The 17,992-nt window shown below is 50.9% G+C and carries 17 protein-coding genes and 1 tRNA gene; 13 read left to right on the top strand and 5 right to left on the bottom strand.

Annotated features, from left to right (window positions below; genetic code table 11):
• Positions 1 to 32: 32 nt before the first annotated feature.
• Positions 33 to 2,117 carry a sodium-translocating pyrophosphatase gene (locus tag J0M34_04595; GenBank protein MBN8543526.1) on the bottom strand — a complete coding sequence of 695 codons (2,085 nt, stop codon included), beginning with the start codon at positions 2,115 to 2,117 and terminating at the stop codon, positions 33 to 35.
• Positions 2,118 to 2,212: 95 nt separating this feature from the next.
• Positions 2,213 to 2,737 (bottom strand): inorganic diphosphatase, encoded by a 525-nt coding sequence (gene ppa / locus J0M34_04590; protein ID MBN8543525.1) that lies wholly within the window; start codon positions 2,735 to 2,737, stop codon positions 2,213 to 2,215.
• 104 nt (positions 2,738 to 2,841) lie between these two features.
• Between ppa and J0M34_04585 the strand changes: the two genes are divergently transcribed.
• The 9 genes from J0M34_04585 to queA all read left to right on the top strand — a co-directional run bounded on the left by J0M34_04585 (position 2,842) and on the right by queA (position 11,556).
• The gene (locus J0M34_04585) at positions 2,842 to 4,047 is read left to right on the top strand and encodes an argininosuccinate synthase (GenBank protein ID MBN8543524.1); all 1,206 of its coding nucleotides are present in this window, start codon (positions 2,842 to 2,844) and stop codon (positions 4,045 to 4,047) included.
• Positions 4,048 to 4,115: 68 nt separating this feature from the next.
• The gene (locus J0M34_04580; protein ID MBN8543523.1) at positions 4,116 to 4,868 is read left to right on the top strand and encodes a tellurite resistance TerB family protein; all 753 of its coding nucleotides are present in this window, start codon (positions 4,116 to 4,118) and stop codon (positions 4,866 to 4,868) included.
• A gap of 96 nt (positions 4,869 to 4,964) precedes the next feature.
• Positions 4,965 to 7,700: a DNA gyrase subunit A gene (gyrA, locus tag J0M34_04575; GenBank protein ID MBN8543522.1), complete on the top strand. Its 2,736-nt coding sequence runs from the start codon at positions 4,965 to 4,967 to the stop codon at positions 7,698 to 7,700.
• Positions 7,701 to 7,751: 51 nt separating this feature from the next.
• Complete coding sequence (locus J0M34_04570) at positions 7,752 to 8,243, top strand: hypothetical protein (protein ID MBN8543521.1); 492 nt, start codon at positions 7,752 to 7,754, stop codon at positions 8,241 to 8,243.
• A 94-nt stretch (positions 8,244 to 8,337) separates the two neighbouring features.
• Complete coding sequence (locus tag J0M34_04565; protein MBN8543520.1) at positions 8,338 to 8,865, top strand: hypothetical protein; 528 nt, start codon at positions 8,338 to 8,340, stop codon at positions 8,863 to 8,865.
• Between the two features lie 47 nt (positions 8,866 to 8,912).
• Complete coding sequence (gene coaD, locus J0M34_04560; protein ID MBN8543519.1) at positions 8,913 to 9,428, top strand: pantetheine-phosphate adenylyltransferase; 516 nt, start codon at positions 8,913 to 8,915, stop codon at positions 9,426 to 9,428.
• 48 nt (positions 9,429 to 9,476) lie between these two features.
• Positions 9,477 to 10,025, top strand: coding sequence for a peptidylprolyl isomerase (locus J0M34_04555; protein ID MBN8543518.1), 549 nt, complete (start codon positions 9,477 to 9,479; stop codon positions 10,023 to 10,025).
• Positions 10,026 to 10,060: 35 nt separating this feature from the next.
• Positions 10,061 to 10,534 (top strand): peptidylprolyl isomerase, encoded by a 474-nt coding sequence (locus J0M34_04550; GenBank protein MBN8543517.1) that lies wholly within the window; start codon positions 10,061 to 10,063, stop codon positions 10,532 to 10,534.
• Positions 10,534 to 11,556, top strand: a complete 1,023-nt coding sequence (queA, locus tag J0M34_04545; GenBank protein ID MBN8543516.1) for a tRNA preQ1(34) S-adenosylmethionine ribosyltransferase-isomerase QueA — start codon at positions 10,534 to 10,536, stop codon at positions 11,554 to 11,556. Before J0M34_04550 ends, queA begins: the two co-directional genes overlap by 1 nt.
• On the opposite strand, the gene J0M34_04540 is transcribed toward queA, so the two are convergent.
• Positions 11,553 to 12,224, bottom strand: coding sequence for a hypothetical protein (locus tag J0M34_04540; GenBank protein MBN8543515.1), 672 nt, complete (start codon positions 12,222 to 12,224; stop codon positions 11,553 to 11,555). The genes queA and J0M34_04540 overlap by 4 nt on opposite strands.
• Positions 12,225 to 12,288: 64 nt before the next feature.
• Here J0M34_04540 and tgt point away from each other — a divergent pair, with 64 nt between their 5' ends.
• Together tgt and J0M34_04530 are read left to right on the top strand one after the other, a co-directional pair.
• Positions 12,289 to 13,416 carry a tRNA guanosine(34) transglycosylase Tgt gene (tgt, locus tag J0M34_04535; protein ID MBN8543514.1) on the top strand — a complete coding sequence of 376 codons (1,128 nt, stop codon included), beginning with the start codon at positions 12,289 to 12,291 and terminating at the stop codon, positions 13,414 to 13,416.
• 72 nt (positions 13,417 to 13,488) lie between these two features.
• Positions 13,489 to 13,564 (top strand) — tRNA-Lys (locus J0M34_04530).
• 147 nt (positions 13,565 to 13,711) lie between these two features.
• Here J0M34_04530 and J0M34_04525 read toward each other — a convergent pair.
• Positions 13,712 to 14,770, bottom strand: a complete 1,059-nt coding sequence (locus tag J0M34_04525) for a DUF560 domain-containing protein (GenBank protein MBN8543513.1) — start codon at positions 14,768 to 14,770, stop codon at positions 13,712 to 13,714.
• Between the two features lie 91 nt (positions 14,771 to 14,861).
• Complete coding sequence (locus J0M34_04520) at positions 14,862 to 16,256, bottom strand: amino acid carrier protein (protein MBN8543512.1); 1,395 nt, start codon at positions 16,254 to 16,256, stop codon at positions 14,862 to 14,864.
• Between the two features lie 94 nt (positions 16,257 to 16,350).
• Between J0M34_04520 and J0M34_04515 the strand changes: the two genes are divergently transcribed.
• Together J0M34_04515 and J0M34_04510 are read left to right on the top strand one after the other, a co-directional pair.
• Complete coding sequence (locus J0M34_04515; protein ID MBN8543511.1) at positions 16,351 to 17,520, top strand: hypothetical protein; 1,170 nt, start codon at positions 16,351 to 16,353, stop codon at positions 17,518 to 17,520.
• A gap of 1 nt (position 17,521) precedes the next feature.
• Positions 17,522 to 17,992, top strand: coding sequence for a hypothetical protein (locus tag J0M34_04510; protein MBN8543510.1), 471 nt, complete (start codon positions 17,522 to 17,524; stop codon positions 17,990 to 17,992).

The raw sequence follows: 17,992 nt of genomic DNA, 5'->3' as shown, positions 1-17,992 counted from the left end.
GCGGCCCTTTCCATTTAAGTCTCTGACTAAGATTAGCCAGCCAAGAGTGCGAGCAGCAGAATCGCCGCGATGTTCGCAATCTTGATGAGCGGGTTCACCGCAGGACCAGCCGTATCTTTATACGGATCGCCTACCGTGTCGCCAGTTACAGCAGCTTTGTGTGCTTCTGAACCTTTGCCACCAAAGTGACCTTCCTCGATGTACTTCTTGGCGTTGTCCCACGCACCACCACCAGACGTCATGGTGATAGCTACGAAAAGACCCGTCACGATCACACCGATGAGCAAGGCGCCCAGCGCTGCGAATGCCTGCTCTTGACCCGCGATTTCGTTAATCACGAAATAGAGCAATACCGGCGTTACGATTGGCAGAAGGGATGGAATCACCATCTCTTTAATCGCCGCTTTGGTTAGCATGTCCACCGCCTTTGAGTAATCTGGGCGAGCTTTACGCTCCATGATGCCCGGAATCTCTTTGAACTGGCGGCGTACTTCAACCACAACAGCACCTGCGGCACGGCCAACTGCTTGCATGGCGAGGCCAGCAAAGAAGTATGGCAGCAAACCACCGATAAACAGACCCACAAGCACGTACGGGTCCGCGAGGTTGAACTGAACGTTCAAATCAGGGAAGTAGTGCTTCAAGTCTTCGGTGAATGCTGTGAACAGTACGAGTGCAGCAAGTGCAGCCGAACCAATCGCGTAGCCTTTGGTTACCGCTTTGGTGGTGTTACCGACAGCATCGAGCGCATCGGTGGTGACACGCACTTCTTTCGGCAGACCCGACATTTCGGCGATACCGCCAGCATTGTCGGTCACAGGGCCATAAGCATCAAGCGCCACGACCATCCCTGCAAGTGCCAGCATGGTGGTTGCAGCAATCGCCACACCGAACAGACCACAGAACTGGTAGGAAATGATGATACCCGCGCAGATGGTAAGAATCGGCAGAACCGTTGCTTCCATCGAAATCGCGAGGCCTTGAATCACGTTCGTACCGTGACCCGTGGTCGATGCTTGCGCAACGGAACGCACAGGGCGGTAAGCGGTTGAGGTGTAGTACTCAGTGATCCAGATCATCAAGCCTGTCACACCCAGACCAACCAGCGCGCAATAGAAGATATCCATTCCATTGAATGCAAAACCGTTGGTGGTGAATTCAGAACCAAAGCCGAGCATTTCGTCGGTCAGTTTCCAAATGAAGCCAGCCGAAAGCAGTGCACTCACGATAAAGCCCTTATAAAGCGCTTTCATGATGTTGCCTGATTTATCGAGCTTCACGAAGAAGGTGCTGATGATCGAAGCAACAATACACACTGCACCAAGTGCAAGTGGGTAGAGCATCATCGTTTCCTGTGTCAGACCTGAGAAGAATACTGCAGCAAGCAGCATGGTCGCCACGATGGTCACCACATAAGTTTCGAACAAGTCAGCCGCCATACCAGCGCAATCGCCCACGTTGTCACCAACGTTGTCGGCGATAACCGCAGGGTTACGTGCATCATCTTCAGGGATGCCCGCTTCAACCTTACCAACGAGGTCGGCGCCTACGTCCGCACCTTTGGTGAAGATACCGCCACCAAGACGTGCGAAGATAGAAATCAGCGATGCACCGAAGGAGAGGGCAACCAGTGCCTCCAGAATCTTACGTGGCTCTACGCCTGAATCTTTCAGGTAGAAATAGTAACCAGCCGTACCCAGCAAACCAAGGCCAACCACCAACATACCTGTAACAGCGCCTGAGCGGAATGCTACGGTGAGTGCACCCTGCAGGCTACCACGAGCCGCCTCGGTGGTGCGCACGTTGGCGCGAACCGAGATCATCATGCCGATGTAACCAGCGATACCAGAAAGAACCGCGCCAACGGCAAAGCCAATCGCCACGTTCCAGCCCAGTTTGTAGCCAAGCGCTACGAAAATCAGCGCGCCAACGACGGCAATCGTCGTATATTGGCGGTTAAGGTAGGCTTTAGCGCCTTCCTGAATGGCATTAGCGATGTCGACCATCGTTTCATTGCCCTTGCTAAGCGCAAGAATGCTGCGACCAGCCAGCAGCCCGTAAAGCAGAGCTAGACCGCCACAGGCGAGAATGAGGTTTTGAAAATCAATCAGTTCCATTGGTAACTCCTTAAGAATGTGTCAGAAAAGACCGCTCCATAAGTATGGATTGAACGCCGATTGCAAGCAAAACCTATGTTGCTGTGCAACATGAATTATTTTGCGTTCGTGATGCCCGCTTCAATAAGCTTACGCGCGGTTTGCTTGTCGCCCCAGCCTTGAACCTTCACCCATTTGCCTTCCTCGAGGTCTTTGTAGTGCTCAAAGAAGTGGCGGATCTGGTCGAGCAGAATCTTGGGAAGATCGGTGTATTCATTTACTTCGTCAAAGAACGGGTGCAGGCGGCTGACGGGAACGCAGAGGATTTTTTCATCCATGCCTTTATCATCTTCCATGATGAGCACGCCAATCGGGCGCACGGCTACCACGCAACCGGGCATCAGTGCACGGCGGCCAACTACCAGCACATCCACAGGGTCACCATCGTCAGCAAGGGTGTGGGGGATAAAGCCATAATTGCAGGGGTAGGTCATGGCTGTATGCAAGAAACGGTCAACGAACACCGCGCCAGAATCTTTGTCGAGCTCATACTTAATAGGCTCCGAGCCCATCGGCACTTCGATGATCACGTGCACATCGTCAGGTGGGTTCTGGCCAATGCTGATTTTGGAAACGTCCATGTCTGCTCCAATTATGTTGCAGTGCGTTATGGAAAAAAACCCAAAGATTCGCAACTGTTTTTTCTTGATTGCACAGACGGCTGTCTCTGCTATAGGCATCGCCCATGAGCAAAAACATCAAAAAAGTCGTCCTAGCCTATTCAGGCGGTCTGGACACCTCCATCATTCTGAAGTGGCTGAAGGAAGAGTATAATTGCGAAGTCGTGACCTTCACTGCCGACATCGGGCAAGGTGAGGAGTTAGAGCCAGCGCGCGAAAAAGCGAAGCTGATGGGCGTGAAGGAAATCTTCATCGACGATCTGCGCGAAGAATTCGTGCGCGATTACGTATTCCCCATGTTCCGCGCCAATGCACTGTATGAAGGCGTCTACTTATTAGGCACCTCGATTGCACGCCCGCTTATTGCCAAACGCCAAATCGAAATCGCTAACCAAGTCGGTGCGGACGCCGTGTGCCACGGCGCAACCGGCAAGGGTAACGACCAAGTGCGCTTCGAGCTTAGCTATTACGCACTGAAGCCAGATGTAAAAGTCATCGCCCCATGGCGCGAATGGAAACTCGATTCACGTACCGCGATGATTGATTACGCCATGAAGAACCAAATCCCCGTGCCGAAAGACAAGCACGGTGAAGCGCCGTATTCGATGGACGCGAATTTGCTGCATATCAGTTACGAAGGCAAAGCGCTGGAAGACCCATGGACGGAACCTTCAACCGACATGTTCCGCCTGACGGCGAACCCAGAAGATGCGCCGAATGAGCCAGAATATATCGAAGTAGAATTTGCAAAAGGTGATGCAGTTGCTGTGAACGGCAAAAAGCTCTCGCCTGCAAGCCTGCTTGCTGAGTTGAACAAGCTGGGTGGCAAGCATGGCATTGGCCGTCTTGACCTCGTCGAGAACCGCTATGTTGGCATGAAGTCACGCGGCGTATACGAAACACCAGGCGGCACGATTTTGCTCTCTGCCCATCGCGGCATTGAATCCATCACCCTCGACAGAGGCGCGATGCATTTGAAAGACGACATCATGCCGCGCTACGCCGAGCTGGTCTATTTCGGCTACTGGTTCAGCCCCGAGCGTGAAATGCTCCAAGCACTCATCGACAAGTCGCAAGAGAACGTATCGGGAATCGTGCGCTTGAAGCTCTACAAGGGCAGTGTCTCGGTGGTGGGTCGTAAGTCGCCACACAGCCTCTATTCCATGCAGCATGTGACCTTCGAAGCAGACAGCGTCTATAACCAAAAAGACGCCGAAGGCTTCATCAAGCTGAACGCCCTGCGCCTGCGCCTACTGAATCGCCAGAAATAAAATCATAGACCTCTTGAAGTCAGAATAACCGACTCTATATGTCGGTTATTCAACTTATGGAGAAAGCTATGCTAGACCCCAAATCCCTACTTTCCAATGTCAATGCAAACGGTCTCGTTGGCAAAATGCTTGGCGGAATGGCGACGAAACAATTCGCAGGCGGTTTGCTTGCTGGTGGTTTGGCGAGCCAACTCGTGAGTAAGGATACGATTGAAGGCGCGGTAAAGCTCGGCGGTCTCGCACTGCTGGGTACGCTGGCGTATAAAAGCTACAACGCCTATCAGGCCAATAAAGCCTCAGGTGGTTCGGCAAGCGTGGTGGACGCGGTGAAACAAGGGGCAGGTGACATGGTGACGCAGGGCAAAGCCCTTGCCGGCAATTTCAAATCCCTCATTGCCAATGCACAAGCAAGTGCGGCTGCTGCACCTGCAGATTTGCCAGCACCAGAGCAAACCAATGAGCTTGCACTCTCCGTGATTCGCGCGATGATTGGTGCTGCCAAAGCCGATGGCAAAGTGGATGCGGATGAGACCAAGCGTATTTTAGGCCATCTCGAGCAAAGCGGTGTAGATTCGGCGGAAAAATCTTTCCTGATGACCGAACTCGCCAACGCACAAGACGTGAATCAGATTGCTTCAGGTGCCAAAACGCCAGAAGAAGCTGCAGAGGTTTATCTTGCGGCACTGCTGGTGTGCGACAGTCAATGTGCGGCCGAGCAAGCCTATTTGAGTCAGTTAGCAACGGCTCTCAAATTGGAGCCTGCATTTACACAGGCATTGCAGGCAGAATTGCTCAAGGCGCAAACAGCCCAAGCTGCCTAGAAACTGTGGATAAGTGCGGCTTTTAGGGTTGTATAGCCCGATAGAACCGCTACAACTGGTGCTCCAATAAAATTAACGTAAAAAAGAGCAAGCACCATGGTTGAGACCACCGCAGAAATCCTGCCGATTTCCATTGAAGACGAAATGCGCAAAAGCTACCTCGATTACGCGATGAGCGTGATCGTATCCCGCGCCATTCCCGACGTGCGCGACGGTTTGAAACCCGTTCACCGCCGCATTCTTTTCGGCATGCTCGAGCTGGGCGTTGAATATAACAAGCCTTACAAAAAATCGGCACGTATCGTCGGTGACGTGATGGGTAAATACCACCCGCACGGCGACAGCGCGATTTACGACTCGATGGTGCGCATGGCGCAGCCCTTTAGCATGGGTTTGATGCTGGTCGATGGTCAGGGTAACTTCGGTTCGATGGACGGTGATAACGCCGCCGCGATGCGTTATACCGAATCACGCCTCAGCAAAGCAGCGCATGCATTGCTTGAAGACATCGACAAAGACACCGTCAATTTCCATGAAAACTACGACGGTTCTGAACAAGAACCATCCGTGCTTCCTGCGCGCTTCCCCAACCTGTTGGTGAATGGTGGTTCGGGTATCGCGGTGGGTATGGCGACGAACATTCCGCCACATAACCTCGGCGAGGTGATCGACGCGACCTGCGCAATGATCGACAATCCGAATGTCACGATTGAAGAACTCGCGGCGATTTGCCCAGGCCCTGATTTCCCAACCGGCGGTATCATCCTTGGCCGTACGGGTTCGTATAGCGCCATGACCACGGGTCGTGGTTCGGTCGTGATGCGCGGTAAAGCCGAAGTCGAAGTGAATAAGAAAACCAACCGTGAATCCATCATCATCACCGAGATTCCATACCAAGTGAACAAAGCGCGCATGATTGAGCGCATGGCCGAATTGGTGAAAGAAAAGAAAATCGAAGGCATCTCAGACCTGCGTGACGAGTCCGACAAATCGGGCGTGCGCGTAGTGGTCGAAGTGAAAAAAGACGCCGTGGCCGACGTAGTTCTGAACCAACTCTATATGTATACGCCGTTGCAAACCAGCTTCGGTGTGAACATGCTGGCGCTCAATAATGGCCGCCCACAACTGCTCAACATTCATACGGTATTGAAGGCATTCATCGAATTCCGTGAAGAAGTGATTTCGCGCCGTACACAATTCTTGCTCACGAAGTCGCGTGACCGCGCACACGTATTGATAGGTCTGGCTATTGCCGTTGCGAATATCGACGAGGTGATTGCGGTGATTCGTGCATCAAAAGACCCTGTCGTGGCAAAAGAAGAGCTGATGAAGCGCGATTGGAAAGCCGCGAATGTGAAAGCGCTGCTCGATCTTGTTGAAGATAAAGGCAATGAACTTGTAGGCGACCGTATCAAGTTCACCGAAGCACAAGCCAAGGCGATTCTTGAGTTGCGCTTGCAACGCCTGACGGGCTTGGAACAAGAGAAAATCGACGGTGAGTTGAAAGAACTGGCAGTAGAAATCGCCGAGTTCTTGAGCATCCTCGGCAGCCGCGAAAAACTCTACGGCCTGATGCGCGATGAGCTGGTGAAAGTAAAAGAAGAATTCGCCGTGCCGCGCCGTAGCATCATGGAAGATTCCGAATTCGAAGCCGATGTTGAATCACTCATCCAGCGCGAAGAAATGGTCGTGATGGTCACGGCGGGTGGTTATATCAAGCGCGTACCGCTTGCGGCTTACCGTGCGCAAAAGCGCGGTGGCAAAGGCCGTTCGGGTATCGACCTGCGCGAAGAAGACGCAACCACCGAGCTGTTCGTGGCATCAACCCACGCGCCGGTGCTGTTCTTCTCATCAACGGGTAAAGTCTACAAACTCAAAGTCTATCGCCTGCCACTCAGCACTCCTCAAGCACGCGGTAAGGCACTCGTGAATATTTTCCCACTAGCGGAAGGCGAGACCATCACCAACTTCATGCCACTGCCGGAAGACGAATCAACGTGGGATAACCTCCACATCTTCTTCTCGACAGCTGCGGGTAACGTGCGCCGTAACGACTTGAGCGATTTCAAATCGGTGATGAGCAACGGTAAAATTGCCATTAAGCTCGACGCCGATGATGCATTGGTCGCCGTGCGTTCATGTAGTGAAGAAGACCACGTATTGCTCTGCTCGAAAGAGGGCAAGGCCGTGCGATTCCCAGTCACCGCAGTGCGCGTATTCAAATCTCGTACGTCCGACGGCGTGCGCGGTATGAAACTGGCCGATAAAGACCGTGTGGTATCAATGACCATTCTGCATGGTATTCGTGCCAGCGCCGAAGAGCGCGAGCAATATCTGAAAGTGGCTTCGGCGCGTCGTCGTGCCTCAGGCCTCGAAGAAGACGCAGGCGATTCAATTGATTTGAGCGCAATCACCATTACTGAGGCACAAATCGAGGAAATGGCGAAGGCCGAAGAAATGATTCTCACTATCACCGAACTCGGGTTTGGCAAGCGCACCAGCGCCTTCGAATACCGCGTGACGGATCGGGGTGGTTCAGGCGTTACCGCCATGGGCATCACCAAGAAAAACGGCAACATCGTGATGAGCTTCCCCGTACAAGACGGCGACCAGATCATGCTGATGACCGATAAAGGCACCTTAATCCGCACCAATGTGAAAGACATCCGCATCTGCGGCCGTACGTCACAAGGTGTGATTGTCTTCCGTACGGATGGCGAGAAAGTCATTTCCGCTACCCGCATCAAGGAAGAAGACGCAGTGGTGGATGACAGCATCGAAGGCGGTGAGGGCGAAGCGCCTGACGCGCCCGAGGCAACAGACGCGGCCTAATTTCATCGAATTGTCATAAAATTCATGCTGTTAACCTGCTATGTTAATCGCATGAATGTTAAACCTATCAGTGAAGTTGTAGTATTAGAAATCGAGGAAACTCGGCCATTCGTGCCCGTTAAGGACGCGTGGCGCAAGCTCTCTACGAGTGCAAACGAGATACTGGATTATAGAACGACAGATACGGCTATTCGTGCAGAACTGGCTAAATTTCTAAAGCATTGGGATAGTGAGTGTGCTGATTTTTTCCCAGGGCGTTTGAGCAATGTGATCAATAATTACGTCGCCAAAGCAGAACTAGGGCAGGATATTTTCCACCGCGAGCTAAAACAACTATCCTCTTCTTATGCAAAACGTCTCGATACAGCTATTGAGATCTTGGACAGTATTGATCAAAGAAATGACAATCAGCTAGGGTATCTCATCGGCGGGGTGCGTGTAGATTTGGAGGCACTCAAACAGCAGTTAGATACTGCGATGCCACTATTCAATGAAAGAGCCAAGGCGTTTCATAATAGCGGCATGGATGGCGCAAAAAAATAGGTCTCGTAAGTTTAGGCCTATTCAAGAGAAGTTTGACCTCTAATTTCTTCGAATTGTCATAATTACCCTACTAGGATTCTGCTAATAGCGTCGCATGCATTACGATAACGCAACGCCAGATAATCATATTCATGCCAGCAATCTGCGCAGAGAAATTGTAGAATTTCGAAGCGGGCTGAATAGTCTTAACGAGAATGAATATCAGCAGCTAACCGTATTGTTTCAAGATATTCGCACTAAAATGCGTTTGCTGCATGCGAAGCCACAAGAACATCCTAGCACGACCTCTCATAGTGCAGTGGATTGGTTTTATGATTACGTGGGCAACCGCCTCTTTTCAGGACTCATGCTGTTGGAAGGGATAGAAAATCGTGACACAGAAACCGTGCTAAACGACTTGAAGCGGGTGCAAGCGCGCATGCAGGGCCGTAACGAAGAGTTCAGGTTACTGAAGATGGATTTAGAGTTCTTTCCTGCTGCAGAAGGCGAGGAGTGCGACAAACTGCAAGCGTCCAATAGACTACTTGCTACGTTTCAAGAAAAAGCCAACGCACTTGCTAAACAGCTAGACGATATTATCACACGATATGAATCGCAGGTAACAACGCGTAGAAGCGCTTAAACGGAGAGTTGCCCAATTCACAAAAAAAGGGCATGCTGCCCCAAATCATCGGAGTAAGCTTTATGCGTATTGGTATCTATCCAGGCACATTTGACCCCATCACCCATGGACATATGGACATTATTCGTCGTGCGTTGCGTGTGGTCGATAAACTGATTATTGGTGTCGCGCAGGATTCCGCAAAAGAGCCCATTTTTGATATGAAAAAACGTGCTAGTCTTGTGCGTGAAGATTTAAAGATGCTGGGTGCAGATGCTGATCGCGTAACGGTGAAGCACTTCTCTGGATTGCTCGTTAAATTTGCCAGCGAAGAAAAAGCGACATTGCTCATTCGCGGTCTTCGTGCGGTCTCGGACTTTGAATACGAATTCCAGATGGCCAGCGTGAACAACAAAATCGCACCGGAAATTGAAACCGTGTTCCTCACTGCTTCCGACGCGACGCACTTCATCTCGTCGCGCTTTGTGAAGCAAATCGCTCGCTTGGGTGGGGATGTCAGCAAATTCGTTTCCGCCAACGTGTCCGAGGCGCTGCAACAGCATTTCCTGCTGCCACGCGGCTAGACATCGCGCCACAACTGCGCTATCACACCAAAAACCCAAGGAGATCCTATGCGTATTTTATCGATGATTGCAGGTGTATTTATGCTCACGGCAACGGCTGCTACGGCGCAGACCTACAAAGACCCTGAGAACACATTGTTGCTACAATTGAAAGACGGCACCGTGGTGATTCAACTCATGCCTGAAGTTGCGCCAAACCATGTGGCGCGCATCAAGGAACTAGCGCGCAAGGGCTTCTATGATGGCGTGGTGTTCCACCGCGTAATCGAAGGCTTCATGGCGCAGACAGGCGACCCGACAGGCACAGGCACGGGTGGTAGCGACCTGCCAGATTTGAAAGCGGAGTTTAACAGCAAGAAACACATCACTGGTACGCTTTCGGCAGCACGTGCAAGTGATCCAGACAGTGCAAACTCGCAATTCTTCATCTGCTTCAAACCCGCTCCTTTCCTTGATGGGCAGTACACCGTCTATGGTCAGGTGATTGAGGGCATGGAGTTCGTGAATAACATCACACGTGGCGAGCCGCCTGCGAATCCAGACAAGATCATCAGCCTGAAAGTCGCTGCTGATGTTGCAAAACCTGCTGCTCAGTAAGGTTCGACATGGCAAAGAAAGATAAAAAAATCGATTTGGATTCACCCGAAAATACGCTGTTGCTCGAACTGAAAGACGGCACGGTGACCATCCAAATGCGCCCTGATTTGGCACCAAAGCATGTGAAGCGTATCAAAGAGCTGGTGCGAGATGGTTTCTATGATGGCATCATCTTCCACCGTGTAATTGATGGGTTCATGGCGCAAACGGGTGACCCTACGGGCACGGGTATGAGCGGTTCTGGGCAAAAGTTGAAGGCCGAATTCAGCCGCGAGCCACATGAGCGTGGTACGCTGTCGATGGCGCGCGCGATGAATATCGATAGCGCCGACTCGCAATTCTTTATCTGCTTCCAGTCGGCTAATTTCCTCGACGGTCAATATACCGTCTGGGGTAAAGTAAAGTCTGGTATGGAGTTCGTAGATAAAATCACGCGCGGTGAGCCGCCTACGAATCCTGACAAGATCATCAGTTTCAAAGTCGCTGCCGACGTTGCAAGCGCAGCCTGATGCGCGTCGCGCTGTTTGACTTCAACCTACCGCCAGAGCGTATTGCTTATACGCCCGCAGAACCGCGCGAATCCGCCAAACTGCTACATGTATCAGACACGCTGAGTGATAAGCACATCGCCGATGTGCCAGAGTTTCTGGATGCGGGCGATATCGTAGTGTTCAATAACAGCAAAGTGATTCCAGCACGCCTATTCACGAACGTGGGTGAGAAGCAGGTTGAAGTTTTACTGCACCGTAAGTTGGCAGATGGTTGGTCGGCCTTCGCCAAACCTGCCCGTAAATTAAAAGAGGGAATGACCCTAACATTTGGTGAAAATTTTCATGCCGAAGTAACGGGTCGTACCGAAGATGGGCAGGTGCTTTTACGCTTCGAAAAGAGCGGCAGCGAACTTCATCTTCTACTGGAACGTTATGGCCATATGCCGCTTCCGCCCTACATCTCGCGCGATGATACGGCGGAGGATAAAACCAATTACCAAACCGTCTATGCGCGCCATGAAGGCTCCGTCGCTGCACCAACAGCAGGGTTACATTTCACTCAAAACTTGCTCGAAAAAATAAAAAGTAAAGGCGTTCAAACAGCGTTTGTAACGTTGCATGTAGGGGCAGGAACCTTCCAGCCCGTGAAGGTCGAAGATACGGCCGAGCATGTCATGCACCACGAATGGGCAGAGATAACCCAAGAGACCGCCGATGCCATTAATGCCGCCCGCGCAGCAGGTGGTAGAGTTATTGCAGTGGGCACGACGTCCTTACGCATTCTAGAGACTGTGGCGGCGGAAGATGGCATATTGAAGCCCTATAGTGGTGACACGAATATCTTCATAACTCCAGGCTATCGCTTCAGAATTGTCGATAGGCTAATGACCAACTTCCACCTACCCAAATCAACCTTGTTCATGCTAGTCAGCGCCTTTGCGGGATTGGAAAAGATGCAGCAAGCCTATGCGCATGCTATCGCTAATCAGTATCGTTTCTATTCATATGGAGATGCATGCTTGCTAGAACGTAGCTACTAGCACATGTTGCGTTTGCCGCCCTGATCTAGTTCGGAAAGGGGCGAAACTTTACCAACGAAACTTTCCAATCCCTCGCGCTTTTCAAAAAGGAATGCAGCCATATTTATAGGCTTGTCATCGATGTTTTTAGGGTAGCAACCCATTCGATATTCGTTCTCATTCAGCATTAGGCAGCCTTTATAAGCCAGCACGAAATGGAATAACGAGCACGCGTCCTTAAAGAACACCTCCTCTCTGCTGAGCGGCGTGTCTGGGTCCATCTTTTCCTCAGCATAGCCCATCGGAATAAGTGTAGCAAATTCCATCGGTCCTTTGATGCGATAGATCAATACGGTCTTCTCAAGCATCTGTCCGAGATGGGCCAACATCTCTTTACGATCTGCCTCGGGAATTTCGCGAAACCCCTGCGCGATTATCTCAAATGGTGATTGGCTATCTGGCTCTTCTTCGCGCAAGAAATTGAGCCCCTCAAAAGATTTGAACTTCACGCGCAGACAATCGGGAATTTGCTTATTGTTTGGATTCTCAAGATACATGAAAAAATAGTTAGTTGTATCGAGCATGGATTGCTGGATGGTGTCGCGCATATTATCGAGCGTCTCACGCGTGAGCAATTCTGGTGCATTCTCACTGCCTGCAATTATCTTTGGGACTGGTTTTGTCGACATCCTGCTTGCTCCTCCGCTTATTTCCATTGTAGTCAATTGTCGTTATTTTCAGTATGACGGTTTGATGACATTTGCTCTAAACATACACACCACCGATGGCGCAGCGCGCACGGGTGAAATCACGACAGCACATGGCACGATACGTACGCCCGCCTTTATGCCCGTTGGCACGGCGGCCACGGTAAAAGCCATGCACCCCGAAGACGTGAAGGCAACGGGTGCAGATATCATTTTAGGCAATACCTACCACCTCATGTTGCGCCCCACGGCAGAGCGTATTGCGCGCTTGGGCGGACTGCATCAGTTCATGAACTGGCAGGGTCCGATCCTTACCGATTCAGGCGGATTTCAGGTTATGTCGCTTGCCGCACTTCGTAAAATGAGCGAGCAGGGCGTTACGTTTCAATCGCATATTGATGGCAGTAAATGGGAACTCACGCCCGAGCGTTCCATTGAAATTCAGCACCTGCTTGGCAGCACCATCACCATGGTATTTGACGAATGCACGCCATTTCCCGCAACACATGAAGAAGCCAAACGTTCGATGGAGCTATCGATGCGTTGGGCACAGCGTTCCAAAGATGCGTTCAAGGCGCGTGATGGCTATGCGCTATTCGGTATCGTGCAAGGTAGCGTCTATGATGATTTGCGCGAGATTTCCTCGCGTGCGCTCACAGGCATTGGATTTGATGGCTACGCCATTGGCGGTCTGGCGGTGGGTGAAGGGCAGGCTGAAATGCTTCGCGTGTTGGATTTCACGATGCCACATCTTCCAGAGCATGCACCGCGCTATCTGATGGGCGTTGGCAAGCCAGATGATATTGTCGAAGCGGTCCGTCGTGGCGTCGATATGTTTGATTGCGTCATCCCGACGCGCTCAGCACGTAATGCACGTGCCTATACGAGCATGGGTGAGATTAACCTCCGCAATGCCCGCCATGCGGATGATCCGCGCCCGCTTGACCCAACGTCTAGCTCACCTATTTGCCGTGATTATAGCCGCGCCTACCTGCACCATCTATTCAAGGCCGATGAAATGCTAGGACCAATGCTGCTGACCTTGCATAATCTGCACTACTATCAGGAATTGATGCAGGGGCTGCGCGATGCCATCGCAAAAGGGCAGTTTTCCTCGCACTGCGAGCGTTTGCATCACGGTTGGGCAAAGGGCGATTTGCCCCTACACACATAATGCAATCAAGCGCTTGACAAATGGGTGTTTCTGCTTAAGTTGCACCCTCTAAATCCAACGTAGTTAAGGTGTGAGTTCGTAGCTCAGTTGGTAGAGCACACGACTTTTAATCGTGTTGTCGTGGGTTCGATCCCCACCGAACTCACCATTTTAAGGCACGGCATACGAAAGTATGCCGTGCCTTAAAATTATGTGCTTGGTGTTGGAGTGAATCCGCAGGTTCACAAAAATTCATAACAAAAAACCCGACCGCATTGCTGAGGTCGGGTTTTCATTTCATGAAGCTTTATCCAGACTAGAACTTATAGCCCGTCTGAACAAACACGCTCTTATCATGGTTACCTTTGTTAGCGATGTTGGACTTCTTGCCTTTATAGCCAGCGCCAACTGCTGCAAACATGCCGTTATCGAACTGCTTGTTCAAGCCGATACCGTAATCATGCTGCTCGTCGTCACGGCGTGGATCAGCGCCGTTGATGAAGGTAGACTCACCATATTTATAGGCCAGACCGAGGGTCAAATCCCAAGGCAGCTTGCGCGCATAGCCGATATCCGCGCTCCATGCGTCCTTGCTCTTGAGGTTGTTCTCGTTGCGGTCTTCTTTCGGTGAGTAGTTGAAAGAAATCTTGTCTTTTGCGGTCAGCTTGTAGGCCGTTCCAACTTTTAAGCCCGTCACATTAGTGTTGGTCGTGCGTGGCACCACGTTGTTACGGAATTCTTTGTTGATGCGTGCACTGAAATCCCAATCCTTGGTAGCTTTCCATTTTGCAGCAATGCCTGGAATGGTGCTTTCGCTCTGATCTTTGTGAGCCTTCTCAAGCTGTGCGTAGGTAATGGTTGGGCTGAGGGTCAAATCCCACTGCTTAATCTTGAATTCCGCACCCGTATTCACCGCCCAGTTAATGCGGTTGAGTTCATGGCGGTCCATCTGGCGGTTAACGCCTGCCAGCACGGCAGTCTTCCATGAGAATGTATCGCTGAATTTATAGGCGTGGTTTACGCCGAACGAGTATTGAACACGTGAATCGCGGTAAACCTGAGCAGGCGTGCCCACCGCAGCCAAATCATCATCTTCGTCTTCATCCTCGTCCACGGTGTCGTCATCGAGGTCATCTGGATCCAGCTCATTGTCCTCGAGGAGTTCTGCGAGATCATCGTCTTCATCTTCATCGTCATCGAATGACTTACCGGCTTTCGCAGGAGATGCCGCCGCGTTGGAGTTCTGGCCAGCAGTCACAGCGAACTTGCCGCCGAACGTGTGGTTGCCAAACTTAAGTGGCGCAGCCTCTGCGCTTGAGGCAACGACAGCAATAGCGGTCGTAGCGAGTAGGGTGGCCAAAAGATTTGAACGCATACAAACTCCAAAAAACACAAATAATAATACAGGAAACTTTCCGCCTTATTATCAGCCGATTGCAGTTAAGCAACTGAAAAATGCAAAAAAATCACAGTACATGTGTGCTTTGGTAGGCCAAAAGCGCTGTTTTGATCTTTTTGCGCAACAGGTACAGTGCCAGAATGTTAGGCAAAGACATGCCTAAAATCAGCAGATCCGAGAAATCCAGCACGATACCGAAGTCCATCACGCCGCCTGCAAAGCACGCCACACAGAAAAGGACGTAATAGAGGCGGATTGCCTTGCGTCCGAACAGGTAGCTCCAGGCAATTTCGCCATAATAACTCCAACCGATCGTGGTGCCATAAGCAAAAATAAACACGTTGATGGCCAGTAGAATCGTGAACCAGTCACCCACCGAGGCGAAGGCCTTAGCAGTAATAAGCACCCCGTCCTCAAGCGATGCGCCCGTATAAGCGCCCGTGATTGTGATGATAAGACCAGTGAGAAACGCAATAATCGCCGCGAAAAGTGGCTCAAGCAGTGCCATCGACCCTTCGCGCACGGGCGCAGTGCGTGCGGCTGCATGGGCAATCGGCGCCGAGCCAAGCCCTGCCTCATTCGCAAACAAGGCGCGTTTAAAAGCAATCGCCAGCATACCAACGAATCCACCCGCAACCCCTTCAGGTGTAATGGCTGTGCGCGCCATGATAGACAGTGCATTGCCAAGATTATCGATGTTAGCGATCACAATAATCACCGCGCAAATCAGAAAAAGGATTCCCTTAATCGGCGAGATTTTCTCTGCCACTTTGGCGATGCGCTTAATAGAGCCGAACAGCACCAGCGCTACAAATCCTGCAAACGCAAGGGCGATTACCCATTTATAGTCAGACAATGCAGGGATTTCATACGCAATCATCTTCACCGCTTGGTTGGATTGGAACATGTTGCCACCGCCAATCGCTCCACCGAGGCAGAAAATCGCAAATAAAATGGCAAGGAATTTACCGAGCGGTGCTAGGCCAATATCGGCCAATCCATCGCGCAGATATTGGATGGGGCCGCCGAACACTTTGCCGTCCGCATCGATTTTGCGATACTGCATCGACAGCGTTACCTCTGCAAATTTCGTGGCCATGCCAAGCACGCCCGCCACGACAATCCACAACGTCGCACCTGGGCCACCAATTGCAATCGCCGCCGCAACGCCCGCAAGCGAGCCAAGACCAACGGTTGCAGCGATCGCTGAGAACAGTGCTTGCAATGGGCTGACTTCACCTTTTTCCGTGCTGGATTCTTTGTCGCGACCACTTGCGATACGCAGCGCATGACGCAACATACGCAGGTTCACACCACGCAAATAGGCCGTAAAAAACAGCGCCGCGACCATCAACCAGGCCACAATAAAGGGGAATCCGCTAATATCGTAAAACAGAACGGCAGAAAGCCCTGCCACCATTTGCTCAATAACCCATTGAAATGAATTAGAAATACTGTCCATAAGTGGCTCCCGATGAATCTACTCACAGCTTTATAACCAAGCTTCACACGATTGTCACATGCAGATGTTACTCTTTAGGATAGAGAGGAGTGTCATGAGCGAAACGACACCACATTCACCTATGCGCGATGATTTGCGCGAGCCGAAGCAAGAGGACATCAAACTCAAGCTGGCGGGTGCTGGATATATTATCGGCGATGGATTGATGATCGGCGCTGCGATGATGCGCGTGAAAGAAGTGGATCGTCTAAAAACGCTGAATACTAAAGCCATCAGCGCGGCATGGTGGATGGCGGGCGGTGTTGGTGCGGCCCTATTCGGCAATCCCAGCGTCGAACGACAAGTGCAGATTCAAGCGGGAAAATTAGAAGCGCATCTGAAGCGTCAGGGCATCACAATCCCACAAGATGTACGCGCGAAACACGCGCTGTTAAAAGAGCGCAGTTTTTGGGATAGTGTCGCCGATTTTTGCTACGAGCATCCTTCCGAATTACTCAATACGGGATATGCGATTGGTGCAGCACTGCTTCTGCATAAAGGATTCAAAGAGATTCGTTCAGGTGCAAAAAACCTGCTACCTGCGAAACTCGATACATCAAGCATTACCAGTGTTTCGAGCTGCATAGCAGCCATCAATAAATCGATTGATAACATGTCCACGAATTTTGGCATTGGCGCGATGGTGTTGCCTGGAGCATTAATAGGACTGTTCGCAAAAGAAGACCCAAAAGCACAGGAAAAAGCAAAAGACGGTAATGTCGTTGATAAAGCCGTTGCTTTTGTAGCGGAGAAGCCATTGCGCATTTCGGCTGGGCTTTACATGTTGAACAATCTTTTTCTTGCGGCGGATTTTGGGCAGGATTGGACGCGTCGTGCGCGTGACTACGCAACACACACACCTAAGCCGCACTGGCTTTCAGGTGCGCAACTAGCAACCTACATAGCTTGCAACATTTTGCTACTCATGTCGTCGCGCAATCAAATTACCGACAAAGGTTTTAATGAAACTACCATTTCTAAATTTGAAGATGCGGCGGCTGCGGTAATTGCTGCACAGCCTGTTGAACAACAGGAAGCCCTCATTAAGAATATCAGTGAATTCATGTCCAAGCAGCAGGGCATAAAACTAAAGCCAGAAGAACTAGAAGCGCAGTTGCGCGAACGCTTGCAACCTAAAACCACCGTTTCACCTGCCGCACATCGCCATGCCCAGCGCTTGCAGCAGCGTGAGCTAGTAGAAAAAGCAACCCCTGCAATGGTGTAGGATGATAGTTTTTTTAGATTTAGATGGCGTCTTGGTTCACGAGGGTAGGGCATTCCAGCCAGCGCGAGGCAATGTATCAGAAGACGCCATGAAAGCATTCAATCAATTAGTTAAAGAAATCGACGCAGAAGTCGTATTTATTTCGAATCGAAGACGCTTCGGTGACCCAGAGAATTTAAAGACCATCCTGCGTCAAGAAGGTTTCGAGGGTAAATTTCACGACGACTTTTGTATAAGAACTTCTTTAGTTCCACTCAGCAGAGGAAAAGGGATTGATGATTGGTGCGAGAAACATTCCATTAAACCCGAAGACTATATTATCTTGGATGATAAAACACGTGGCTTAGCACCTCACCACATAGAGCGTCTTATGCAAACGAGTACCAGACGGTTGCTGACATTAGAAAATGTCGAAGAGATTTGTAACGCGCTGGCCCAGCAAACCAAGCTTGGGCACGGCAATAGCCTGTAA

This window comes from Alphaproteobacteria bacterium (genome assembly GCA_017302575.1).
GTDB lineage: Bacteria > Pseudomonadota > Alphaproteobacteria > Rickettsiales > UBA3002 > JAFLDD01.
Note: the sequence above shows the minus strand (reverse complement) of the source record. Positions and strands in the feature narration are given on the sequence as shown.